10 protein-coding genes are annotated in these 12,475 nt (G+C 55.3%); all 10 read left to right on the forward strand.

What is annotated here, in order from left to right; all coding sequences use genetic code 11:
* The first annotated feature begins 118 nt into the window (after nt 1-118).
* Nucleotides 119-295, forward strand: coding sequence for a hypothetical protein (locus Y017_RS15310; RefSeq protein ID WP_011587638.1), 177 nt, complete (start codon nt 119-121; stop codon nt 293-295).
* Nucleotides 285-3,227 carry an ATP-binding protein gene (locus tag Y017_RS05045; RefSeq protein WP_101235057.1) on the forward strand — a complete coding sequence of 981 codons (2,943 nt, stop codon included), beginning with the start codon at nt 285-287 and terminating at the stop codon, nt 3,225-3,227. The genes Y017_RS15310 and Y017_RS05045 overlap by 11 nt, the downstream gene beginning before the upstream one ends.
* Nucleotides 3,228-3,263: 36 nt before the next feature.
* Nucleotides 3,264-4,592, forward strand: a complete 1,329-nt coding sequence (locus Y017_RS05050) for a sigma-54 dependent transcriptional regulator (RefSeq protein WP_011587636.1) — start codon at nt 3,264-3,266, stop codon at nt 4,590-4,592.
* Between the two features lie 614 nt (nt 4,593-5,206).
* On the forward strand, nt 5,207-6,562 hold the full coding sequence (pcnB, locus tag Y017_RS05055; RefSeq protein WP_101235060.1) for a polynucleotide adenylyltransferase PcnB: 1,356 nt from the start codon (nt 5,207-5,209) through the stop codon (nt 6,560-6,562).
* Nucleotides 6,562-7,065: a 2-amino-4-hydroxy-6-hydroxymethyldihydropteridine diphosphokinase gene (folK, locus tag Y017_RS05060; RefSeq protein WP_011587634.1), complete on the forward strand. Its 504-nt coding sequence runs from the start codon at nt 6,562-6,564 to the stop codon at nt 7,063-7,065. Before pcnB ends, folK begins: the two co-directional genes overlap by 1 nt.
* Nucleotides 7,049-7,750 (forward strand): deoxynucleoside kinase, encoded by a 702-nt coding sequence (locus tag Y017_RS05065; RefSeq protein WP_011587633.1) that lies wholly within the window; start codon nt 7,049-7,051, stop codon nt 7,748-7,750. The genes folK and Y017_RS05065 overlap by 17 nt, the downstream gene beginning before the upstream one ends.
* 178 nt (nt 7,751-7,928) lie before the next feature.
* Nucleotides 7,929-8,717 (forward strand): 3-methyl-2-oxobutanoate hydroxymethyltransferase, encoded by a 789-nt coding sequence (gene panB, locus Y017_RS05070; RefSeq protein ID WP_011587632.1) that lies wholly within the window; start codon nt 7,929-7,931, stop codon nt 8,715-8,717.
* Nucleotides 8,718-8,865: 148 nt separating this feature from the next.
* The gene (gene panC, locus Y017_RS05075) at nt 8,866-9,723 is read left to right on the forward strand and encodes a pantoate--beta-alanine ligase (protein ID WP_035459387.1); all 858 of its coding nucleotides are present in this window, start codon (nt 8,866-8,868) and stop codon (nt 9,721-9,723) included.
* A 90-nt stretch (nt 9,724-9,813) separates the two neighbouring features.
* Nucleotides 9,814-10,194, forward strand: a complete 381-nt coding sequence (panD, locus tag Y017_RS05080) for an aspartate 1-decarboxylase (RefSeq protein WP_011587630.1) — start codon at nt 9,814-9,816, stop codon at nt 10,192-10,194.
* Between the two features lie 325 nt (nt 10,195-10,519).
* Nucleotides 10,520-12,457, forward strand: coding sequence for an acetate--CoA ligase (gene acs / locus Y017_RS05085; protein ID WP_035459388.1), 1,938 nt, complete (start codon nt 10,520-10,522; stop codon nt 12,455-12,457).
* Nucleotides 12,458-12,475 lie beyond the last annotated feature (18 nt).

Here is a 12,475-nt window from a genome sequence, read left to right on the forward strand (position 1 = left end):
ACAACGCATTCGACTAACCCCGCGTTTCAACTTTCAATCCAAGACGTTCAACCCAGTCCTGCTTTTACACACCTCACCCCCTGACGTATGCTCTTGCACCAGAGGGCCTTAACCACCTATGTATACTGATCGCCTGCTTATTATTTTTATTCTCGGCACCTACCTGCTATCTCCAGCCATCATTGAATGGTGGAGCGAAGGTGGGCGTGCTTGGTATCGCCCCTACCTAATCTGGCTAGGCCTTATTGCCTTGAGTTACTGGATTGCCAAGATTAAGGATGCCGATGGTCTATAGCGTTAGCGACCTCATCCTGATCGCCTGTGGCTACCTTTTTTTCCTTTTTATGGTGGCCTGGATCACCGAGCGCGGCTGGTTACCAGCAAGGTTGGTCCGTCATCCCGCCGTGTACGTTTTTTCTCTGGGCGTATACGCCAGCGCTTGGGCGGTATATGGATCGGTGGGCTATGCTTACCAATACGGCTATAACTTTCTCTCCTACTTTCTCGGCATCTCCGGGATCTTTCTGCTCGCCCCCATATTGCTGGCACCGATACTACGCCTCACGGCCACTTACCAGCTAAGCTCGCTGGCAGACTTGTTTTCCTTCCGCTATCGCAGTCGCCTAGCCGGTGCCACAACTACCGTTATCATGTTGATCGGCGTTTTACCTCTGCTGGCTCTACAACTCAAAGCTGTGGCGGAGTCTATTCAGATCCTCAGCGACACGTCTGATCCCCGTGATCTAGCCGCCGGCTTCTGCTTTATGATGGTGATCTTTGCCATTCTATTCGGCGCCCGCCACGCTACTGCCAGAGAAAAACACGAAGGGCTAGTCGTCGCCATCGCCATGGAATCGCTGATTAAATTGTTAGCCTTTGGCGCAGTTGCATTACTGGGGTTATACGGCGTGTTTGACGGGCCGGAAAGCCTCGGCAACTGGCTGGACGAGCACCCTGAAATGCTGGCCCGGCTCTATTATCCCCTGCAGGATGGTAGTTGGCATTCCATGATCATGGCGTTTTTCGTCTCCGCCGTCGTGCTGCCACACATGTTTTACATGGCGTTCACCGAAAACTTGAATCCCCGGGCTCTGATCACCGCAAGCTGGGCGCTGCCGTTAATTTTTCTAATCATGGCCCTATGTGTACCTGTAATTCTATGGGCCGCCGCCGCCAGCAATGCCCCCACCTCCCCAGATTACTATGCGCTGGGTATTGGCATGGTGACCGGCGGGCATGGAGCCATTCTCGGTTATATTGCTGGCTTGGCCGGCGCCAGCGGCATGCTGATTGTGGCCACCCTAGCCTTGTCTGGGATGTGCCTGAACCACTTGGTACTGCCGGTCAGCCCGTTGCATCGGGGTCAAAACCTATACCGAAACTTGTTGTGGACCCGGCGCATTCTGATCGCCGCCATTCTCGCCCTAGCCTATCTGTTCTATCGTTTCACCGGCACCGAGCACACCTTGGTTGAGCTGGGCGTGCTGTCGTTCGTTGCCACCCTGCAGTTTGTCCCCGGACTGATCGGTGCTCTGTTCTGGCCTTCGGGCAACCGCAACGGTTTATTTGCCGGTCTCGTTCTTGGCTTCCTGCTATGGCTACTGTTATTGCTGCTGCCCATCACCTACCCACAATGGCAATTTCAAGGGCTCATGGAATTGCTCGGCATGCGCTTCCAAACCGGCGCCAACCAATGGCACCACGTGGCCATTGTTTCGGTCACCGCCAACACATTGCTGTACGCCATCATCTCCATTGTTACCCCGATGTCGCAGGCAGAGCAAAACGCCGCCCAAGCCTGTGCTGTGGGTAGCTTACGCCGCCCCTACCGATGGGAACTGAAAACCAAAAGCGTAGACAACTTCATTGAAGCGCTGACCCAACCGCTGGGTCCGATCACCGCCACACGTGAAGTAGAAATGGCGCTGCGCGACCTGCGCCTGCCGCGCACAGAAACACGCCCCTACGCCTTACGGCGGCTGCGCGATCAGCTAGAAACCAACCTTTCCGGCCTGCTAGGACCATCAGTATCGCACCAGTTGATGGACGACCATTTACCTTACCTGCCCGAAGAGCAGCAACGCTCCAGCGAAGATATCCAGTTTATTGAGTCACGCTTGGAGCAATACCGTGATCGACTCTCCGGGCTAGCGGCAGAGTTAGACAGCCTGCGTCGCTTCCATCGCCAAACACTACTCGAGCTGCCCATGGGGGTTATCTCGCTGGGCGCGGACCGGGAGATCATCGGCTGGAACCGGGCTATGGAAGAATTAACGGGGATTACTGCCGCCGGCACTATCGGCTCCCGATTAGCGGACCTAGCTTCACCGTGGGGCGAATTCCTGACCCAGTTCAGCCGTGATGACAACCCGCACCAACCGCAGCAATCTTTGGAGGTGGACCGACAGACCCGCTGGCTAAGCCTCCATAAATCCGAAGTCCTTGGCACCGGCACCTCGGAACAAGCCGGCGGCCAGGTGGTGGTAATTGAGGACATTACCGAGCTGCGCCAAATGGAAGCCCATCTGACTCATAATGAACGGCTTGCCTCTATCGGCCGACTAGCCGCCGGTATCGCCCACGAAATTGGCAACCCGGTTACCGCCATCGCCTGCCTCGCCCAGAATTTAGACAGTGAAACCGACGCCGAAGAACAACTGGAATCGAGCCAGCAAATCCTTGAACAAACCCGCCGCATTACCCGTATCGTGGAATCACTGGTCACCTTTAGCCATTCAGGGGGCATCAGGCACAGCCAGCATGTGCCAGTAAATATCCGCGACACCGTGGATGAAGCCGTATCTCTGTTACTGCTGGATCCAGACCATCGCCAGCAACCCTTCGACAACCGAAGTAAGCCCGAACACTGGGTTCAAGGCGACCCTCAGCGCCTACTACAGGTATTCATCAATCTGCTGGGTAACGCCGCCGACGCCAGTATTGATAAACAACCGGTAGTCATTCTCAGCAACGCCACCGATCAAGCAGTGAATGTGATTGTGGAAGATCAAGGCCACGGCATTCCTGAAGAATTGCGCGACGCTCTATTTGAGCCTTTTGTTACCAGTAAGCCCCCTGGTCGCGGAACAGGCCTTGGGTTGGCACTGGTTTACAGTATTATCAAAGAGCACTTGGGCTCGATTCAGGTGGAAAGCCCTGTTGCTGAACAGGGCGGCACACGGTTTATTATTCAACTACCCATGCACACTCCTACCGACGGGGCGTAATACGCCGTTGAAAGACAGGACAGGATCAAGCCATTCATGAGTCACATTCTGATTGTTGAAGATGAGCCCGTTATTCGCGGCGCTCTGCGCAAGCTGCTGGTACGCCATGAACACTCGGTAGAAGAAGCGGAATCCGTTGAGCAAGCCCTCGAGAACAACCTCAATCAGTTCGACCTGATCATCAGCGACCTGCGCCTACCCGGTGAACCCGGCACCAATCTGATCGAGGCGGCTGGCAATACGCCAGTGCTGATCATGACTAGCTATGCCAGCCTACGCTCTGCGGTGGACGCCATGCGACTGGGCGCAGTGGATTACATTCCCAAGCCCTTTGACCACGATGAAATGCTACTCGCCGTGGACCGGGTGCTGAAAGAGGGTCGGCTAAACCGGGGCAACCGTGCCTTACGGCGCGATTTGGAGCGCAGTTTTCCTGTCCGCAATATGGTCGGAGACAGCCCCGCTATGCAGGAACTCAAGCACCGCATCAGCCGTGTGGCGCCCACCAACACACCGGTTCTGATTATGGGCGAGGCAGGCACAGGCAAAGAGCTCACCGCCCGCGCTTTGCACGAACACAGCAAACGAATCAACGGGCCTCTCGTATCAATACAGTGCGCAGCACTGCCCAAGAACCTGCAACTCACCGAACTCTTCGGCGATGATGAACAGCCCGGGCGAATCGAAGAGGCGGATGGGGGAACCTTGTTTCTTGATGAAGTAGGAGAGCTCGCCAGCGATGTGCAAAGCCGCCTGTTGACCTTGTTAACCCATCATGAAATTCACCGGCAAGGGTCTCTGTCCCCCCGCCGTGTCGACGTGCGCATTCTTGCCAGTAACCAACTGGATTTACCCAACCGAATTACTGACGGCAGCTTCCGTCAAGACCTTTATTACCGACTCAACGTCATGGAACTGACCCTTCCTCCGCTCAGAGACCGACACGAAGACCTAGAGCCTCTAGCTAACGCACTGCTGGCAAGGGGCAGTGAGAAACTCAACCGCCCAAACCTACATTTTACGCCACAAGCCTTGGGAGCCATGCACAGCTACAGCTGGCCCGGCAATGTACGTGAACTGGAAAATGTTATCGAGAGAGCCATTATTCTCACCGAAGAAGACGGTATCGGTCCTGCTCAATTGGGTCTAAACCCTAGCCGCCCCCCCCAACGAGTCAGCCGAGCAAGTCTAGACCCCAGCGAAGACCTGTCTCTGGAGGACTATTTCACCCGTTTCGTGATGGAAAATCAGGACAGCATGACCGAAACCGAGCTAGCTCAGAAATTGGGCATAAGCCGGAAAAGCCTATGGGAACGACGCCAACGGCTGGGAATACCGCGCAAGAAGTCCAGTATTCGACGCTAAACCAACCCGAGCTGACCACAAAGCCCAACTCGCCAATTATTAATGGTTAATCCAGAAAAACCTTAATTTAAGACACGAAAAAAGAAATAGGATCAGAAACACGCCCCCAAAGCACCTCAAGTGTTACCGCCCTACACAAGCAGGTAACACAAACGTTACCTGACCCTGACCGCATTTAAGATTGGTTCCCAGTAAAAATGTAAGACCATGATTTTAATCATTTTTTCGATCAGTTGCATTACCAGGGGGGGACGGGCACTATGAATTCCACGCCAGCAAACAACAACAACAACAAGGGCGTTAAGGCTTAAACAATAACAACAAGAAAGAAGAACAATAATTTCACGAGCCGATGCAGCGCAGCTGCAACTGATGATTGCAGCAAAAGGCAGAAAACAACACAAACAATAATAATAAACAGAATCAGCGCAAAATATGGGAGTCACAACTTCGGTTGTGGCTCCTTTTTGCTTTCAGGTCTGCGCTCACTCGCCGCCGGCTTGGCCTACTACACCAAAGACATCTCAACTGGCGAAAAAAAGTGCTACTATCTCCGCCTTATTGCTTAATTTAAAGGCCGAATTTTTCGCATGCCCTGCAAGCTTCTCAAACATATGACACGCTGGTTTACTCCAAGTTCCGCAGATTCTGCCGGCCCGCTGGAACCCCGCGTCATTCCTCGCGATCAACATCCCATTTCCCGCCAGCAAGTTTCCCGCGCCGCCCTTAATGTGCTCTACGGGTTACACAAGGGAGGATTTGAGGCCTATCTGGTCGGGGGCTGCCTGCGCGACATCCTCTGCGGTCGCGAACCCAAGGATTTTGACGTTTCCACCAATGCCACCCCGGAACAGGTACAGCGCCTTTTCAAGCGCAGCCGCATTATTGGTCGACGCTTTCAAATCGTTCATGTTCGCTTTGGTCGCGAAGTCATTGAAGTCTCCACATTTCGAGCCAAGGCCAGTGACGACAACCAGGACCGAAATAAGCACCATGCTCATGAGGAAACCGGCATGGTACTGCGCGATAACACCTGGGGCAGCATAGAAGAAGACGCCCTGCGTCGCGATTTCACCATCAACGCCCTGTACTACAATATTGCTGATTTTTCCCTGCATGATTTTGTCGGCAGCATGGAAGATATTGACCAGGAAACAATCCGCCTGATTGGTGACCCGGAGCAACGCTTTCGCGAAGACCCGGTACGTATGCTGCGCGCGGCCCGTTTCGCCGCCAAACTGGGCTTCGAAATAGAAAAAAGTACCGCCAGTCGCATCCCAGATATGGCTGAATTATTGCTGCAGGTACCTTCCGCACGTCTATTTGACGAGGTACTCAAGCTCTTCCTCAGCGGCCACGCCCGAGCATCGTATGAACAGCTACAAGAACTGGGCCTGTTCCGCTTCCTATTTCCGGAAACCCAGCAAGCACTGGAAGGTGACCAAGGCAAGACGTGGGAGGCCATGCTACTGGCCGCTATGGACAACACCGACCGCCGTCTGCTGATGGATAAGCCCGTTACTCCCGCTTTTATCTATGCAGTATTATTGTGGCCGGTGATCCAGCAGCGTCTTACCGGTTACTTGTCTAGTGGCCTACCCCCGGCACAGGCACTACACAAGTCCGCCACCAGGGCCCTCAACCTGCAAATCAAGCACACCGCTATCCCCCGTCGTTTCTCCACCGTGATGCGAGAAATGTGGGAGCTACAGCTGCGGCTGGACAAACGTGCCGGCCGGCGTGCTGATGCAATGATGGAGCACCCTCGTTTCCGGGCCGCCTACGATTTCCTATTATTGCGCGAGCAATGCGGTGAAATTGAACCAGGATTAGGCGACTGGTGGACCCGCTACCAGGAAGAAGATGAGAGCGGTCGCCGGGAAATGATCAGCGAACTAGGCAACCGCGGAGGCGGCAACAACAAACGTCGTCGCCGCCGGCGCCGGCCAAAGCCTGCTGCAGATAATTGATGCAAGCGTTTATTGGGCTTGGAAGCAACCTGGATCAGCCGGCACAACGGCTGACCAGCGCCTTGCTGGCCATGGCACACCTGCCTGGCCTTACCTTGCAACACCATTCCCGCCTGTATACTAGCGCCCCCATTGGCCCGCAGGACCAACCCGATTACGTCAACGCTGTCGCCGAAGTGCAAAGCTCATTAACGCCACATGCCTTGCTCAATAGCCTGCAGGCCTTAGAACTGGCCGCCGGCCGTCAACGCTTGCGTCATTGGGGGGAGCGAACCCTCGACCTAGATATTCTATTACTCGGTGATCAACGCATTGACACCGTCGACCTTCAGGTCCCCCATCCGCAAATGACCCAACGCGCTTTTGTGCTTCACCCGCTACTGGAAATCGCACCTCACTGCATCTTGCCCGATGGCACCGCTCTGAGTAGTTTCCTCGATCAGGTAACCGAACAAACGCTTTCACCGCTATCAGAACTGGATCGCGATGCACTCATCGACTGAATTAACCTTAACTGAACGAATTGAACAGCGCCGGCAAGCAGGCACCCTGCCTCGCTTTATCGCTGTGGAAGGCCCCATTGGGGCAGGGAAAACCAGCCTGGCCAAGCGGCTGGCCATGACCTTTGGCTATGATTTGTTACTAGAGCAAGCCGACGACAACCCCTTTCTGACCCGCTTCTATCAGGACCCGACCCGCTACGCGCTGCAGACCGAACTTTTCTTCTTGTTTCAGCGGGCGGACCAGCTGCGTCAGGTCCAGCAACAGGATCTATTTGCCGGCCCTCGGATTGCGGACTTTCTGATCGACAAAAACCGGCTGTTTGCTCAGGTCACTCTCGATGAAGATGAATTTCAGCTGTATAGCAATGTAGATGACCATCTAACGGTGGACGCTCCCCGCCCGGATCTAGTGATTTACTTGCAAGCCCCCTCTCAGGTGCTGCGCCAACGTATCGGCCACCGGGGCAACAATTTCGAGCAGGGTATTGCCAGCGATTATCTGGATAAACTCAGTAACGCTTATACCGAATTCTTCCATTTTTACGACCGCGCCCCGCTGCTCATCGTCAACGCAGCGGAGATAGACCTGGTCAACCATGATCGAGACTATCAGCAGCTGATCAGCGAGTTACTGGACATCCGCTCCGGTCGCCACTATTTTAACCCCCGGCCACTGGTAGGCTGAAAAACTAGCTTCGAGCTACAGGCTTCAAGCTACAACGCGACATGGCCCTGTGCGTACTATAGCCGGGAAGCCCAAAGGACGTTTGCGCGTGGGCATATTGCTCCGAAGCCTGACAGACTTGACCGTGTTGTAGCTTGAAGCCTGTAGCTCGTCCCTGAATTTCCCTGGGAGGTATCCCATGTCCATTACCATTCGAACCCTGCAAAAGCGCAAACAGGACGGTGGCAAATTTTCCGTACTCACCGCTTACGACGCCTGTTTTTCCCGACTCATTTCCGAGGCTGGCGTAGAAGCGATTCTGGTCGGCGACTCCCTAGGCAATGTTATCCAGGGCCAGACCAGCACTGTACCGGTGACACTGGAGCAAATGGTCTATCACACCCAATGCGTGGCCCGGGGCAATCAAGGCAGTTTGATCATTGCCGACATCCCTTTTATGGGGGCTGCCACCCTGGAGCGCACGCTGAACGCTGCCACCGCGCTGATGCAAGCCGGCGCCAACATGGTAAAACTAGAAGGCAGCGCCTGGCTGGCTGAAGCCATCGAGGTTCTCAACCGTAACGGCGTTCCGGTCTGCGCGCATATGGGCCTGACCCCGCAAGCGGTGAACTCATTGGGCGGCTATCGGGTTCAAGGTAAGGATGACGACGGTGCCGCAGAGCTGCTCAACGCCGCCAAGATTCTCGATCAAGCAGGCACAGCCCTGTTTGTTCTGGAATGCGTACCGCGAGCGCTCAGCGCAGAGATCACCCGTGAAGTTGCGGCACCGGTCATCGGTATCGGGGCCGCCCCGGAATGCGATGGCCAGGTGCTGGTGATGCATGACATGCTCGGCATCAGCCCCGGCAAACCTGCCCGTTTCGTCCGTAACTTTATGGCCGAGACTGGCGATATGCGCGCAGCGTTCAAGGCCTATGACGACGCGGTGAAAGACGGCAGTTTCCCGGCCGACGAACATTGTTTTTAAAATAGCGACAAGCTATAGCGCGAATCAAGGCACGACATACGAAAGCGCGTCGATGATCAGGGTAAACCCAGCTGAGGATGGGCTGGGCCCTGGCCGGTTGGCATAGTATCTTCCACGTTGTGTAGCTTCTTATACCCTGAGGTTCCTAATGCAAACCGCTCATTCCGTCGCCCAGGTGCGCGAACATGTGCGCGGCTGGCACCGCAAAGGCCAGTCCGTAGGCTTTGTCCCCACTATGGGCAACCTGCACGATGGCCATATCAGCCTGGTTCGAGAAGCCCGAACCCGCTGTGATGTGGTCGTGGTATCGATTTTTGTCAATCCCACCCAGTTCGGGCCTAACGAAGATTTCGACCGCTACCCGCGCACCCTGGATGCGGACGCCGCGGCTCTAGTCGAGGCCGGTGCAGATCTACTGTTCGCTCCGTCAGTGGAGGAGATGTATCCGCTAGGTCAAAACCAGACCTGGGTGGACGTAGATCAGCTGGGCGACCATCTGTGCGGCGCCAGTCGCGAAGGGCACTTCAGAGGTGTCACAACGGTAGTTTCCAAGCTCCTCAACATCGTGCAACCAGACGTGGCCATCTTCGGTGAAAAGGACTTCCAGCAACTAGCTATTCTGCGCCGCATGTGTGAAGAACTGCTGTTCCCAGTGAAGATTGTCGGTGCTGCCACCAGTCGCGAAACCGACGGACTGGCACGCAGCTCCCGCAACGGCTTTCTGAGCGAAAGTGAGCGCACACTCGCGCCCCAGCTCTATGCTCTCCTGCAACAGGTAAAAACGGAGATTATCGGCGGAGAACGAAATTATCGCGCGCTGGAAAGCCGGACAAGCCAATCACTGAATAGCACTGGATTCAGCGTTGACTATATCACCATCGCCAACGCCAGAACCCTTGCTCCGGCTGGGCCAGACGACACTGACCTAATCGTCGCGGTAGCTGCTAAACTGGGGTCAACACGATTGATCGACAATATATCGTTGGCCGTTGTGCGTGACCGGTGATTCATGCATACTTCCGGCCCCTTGAAGTGCCTGCATGCCATATAATATGGCGTATACAGCAGGTTTCGGGTCGCTTGAGAGGTAACCAACATGCAGTGCACCATGCTGAAAGCAAAACTCCATCAGGCTCGTGTCACCCACGCGGAACTTGAATACGAAGGCTCCTGCGCCATTGATGGTGATCTGATGGACATGGCGGGTATCCTGGAATACGAACAGATCCAGATCTATAACATCGATAACGGTGAGCGTTTCGAAACCTACGCAATCCGCGGCGAAGCCGGGTCCAAAATCATCTCTGTCAACGGTGCTGCAGCCCATAAGGCCCAGCCTGGCGATCGCGTAATTATTTGTGCCTACGCCAACTACACTAGCGCGGAGCTAATCAACTTCAAACCCAGCCTGATTTACATGGCTGAGGGCAATGAAGTGAAGGGCACCAGCAATGCCATTCCGGTTCAGGTTGCCTGATCCCGGGGTTCGCATGAAGAATTATTGAAACGCCGGCCCAACCGGCGTTTTTTTTTGCCACTTCCTGCCTTCGCTTAAGGACGTGCAAGCCTAAGAGAAAGGGCGTCGATGCCCAACTCCACTTTTACCCGCTCGTTTTTTATCTTTTTAACTGCCGACCTTCTTCTGCACTTGAGCATTGGCCTTCAAGTAACGCTTTGTTTACTCTTGGCATACCATGTCTACCCCCCGCTAGCACCTTTATAAGACCATGGTGGAATACACCCGAGCTAGCGCAACGATAATAATGATGAAAACTGGCTGGCAGTATCCCAAGGAGGCCCCAATGTCCCAAGTACATATTCACCCTGTTCCCGCCGACTATAAAAAGCAAACACTGATGGATCGCGAGACTTACGATCGCTGGTACAGCCAATCCATTAATGATCCGGGCACCTTCTGGGCCGAGCGCGCAGAACAGCTTCTGGACTGGAAAACTCCGTGGGACACGGTAAGCGAATGGGACTTTAACGAAGGCCGGGCCGCTTGGTTCAAAGGCGCCACCCTCAACGCCTGTTACAATTGTGTCGACCGCCACCTGCCAGAACGGGCCAACCAGACCGCCATTATCTGGGAGGGCGACGAGCCAGATCAGGACAAACACATAAGCTATCAACAGCTGTTCGAGGAAGTGAGCAAGTTCGGCAATGTGCTCAAGAATCGAGGTGTTAAGAAAGGCGATCGCGTTGTCATCTATATGCCGATGATTCCGGAAGCGGCCTACGCCATGCTGGCCTGCGCTCGCATTGGCGCCATCCACTCTGTTGTCTTTGGCGGTTTCTCGCCGGAAGCTCTGAAAGACCGCATTCTCAATGCTGAGGCTTGCGCTCTGATTACCGCCGACGAAGGGGTACGCGGTGGCAAAACCATCCCGCTGAAAGCAAATGCAGACAAGGCCCTAGACGGTATCGACTGTGTTCACACCTGCCTGACCGTAAAGCGCACCGGCGGAGATGTGGATTGGCAAGCACCGCGAGATGTCTGGTACCACGAGGCCATGGCGGATGCGTCCAGCGATTGCGAACCGGAGTGGGTCGAGGCTGAAGACCCATTATTCACCCTCTACACCTCTGGCTCCACCGGCAAACCCAAAGGGGTTGTCCACACCACCGCCGGCTATTTGCTCAACACTGCTCTAACCCATAAATACGTGTTCGACTATCAGGACGGGGACATCTACTGGTGCACCGCCGATGTGGGCTGGATCACTGGACACAGCTACATTGTTTACGGCCCGCTGGCTAACGGCGCCACCACGCTGATGTTCGAAGGCGTGCCCACCTACCCGGACGCCTCACGCTGCTGGCAGGTAGTCGACAAGCACAAGGTAAACATTTTCTACACCGCGCCTACCGCTATTCGCGCCCTCATGGGGCTGGGCGATGCCCCTGTGGAACAAACCTCCCGCGCCAGCCTGAAGCTGCTGGGCACCGTGGGCGAACCCATCAACCCGGAAGCCTGGGAGTGGTATTACAGGGTAGTCGGTGACAGCCGCTGCCCGATTGTAGACACCTGGTGGCAAACTGAAACCGGCGCCATCATGATTGCGCCGCTACCCGGCGCAGTGGACCTGAAAGCCGGGTCTGCCACTCTGCCCATGTTCGGGGTGCAACCCGGCCTAATGGACCCTGACGGTAACGAACTGGACGGTGCCGCCTCCGGCAACCTAGTGCTCAAGGCCAGTTGGCCTAGCCAAATTCGCACCGTCTATGGCGATCACCAACGCCTAATCGATACCTACTTCAGTGCCTACAAGGGCTGCTACTTCACTGGCGACGGCGCCCGCCGCGATGAAGATGGCTACTACTGGATTACTGGCCGGGTGGATGACGTGCTCAACGTGTCTGGCCACCGCCTAGGCACAGCTGAAATCGAATCCGCTCTAGTACTACACCCCAGCATCTCTGAAGCGGCCGTGGTGGGCTACCAGCATGACGTAAAAGGGCAAGGGATCTATGCCTACGTATCGTTAATGGCCGGCAAGGAAGGCAGCGAAGAACTGGTCAAGGCTCTCCGCGACCTAGTGACACAGGAAATTGGGCCCATCGCCAAGCCCGACCTGATTCACTTTGCACCGGGCCTGCCGAAAACCCGCTCTGGCAAAATCATGCGCCGCATTTTACGCAAAATCGCCGCCGATGAACTGGACAGCCTGGGCGACACCTCCACCTTAGCTGACCCCAGCGTGGTTGATCAGCTCATCGATAACCGCCAAAACAAGTAAGCCGCAACAGGAAACGGC

The organism is Alcanivorax sp. 97CO-5, assembly GCF_000524665.1.
In the GTDB taxonomy this organism is placed as follows: domain Bacteria; phylum Pseudomonadota; class Gammaproteobacteria; order Pseudomonadales; family Alcanivoracaceae; genus Alcanivorax; species Alcanivorax borkumensis.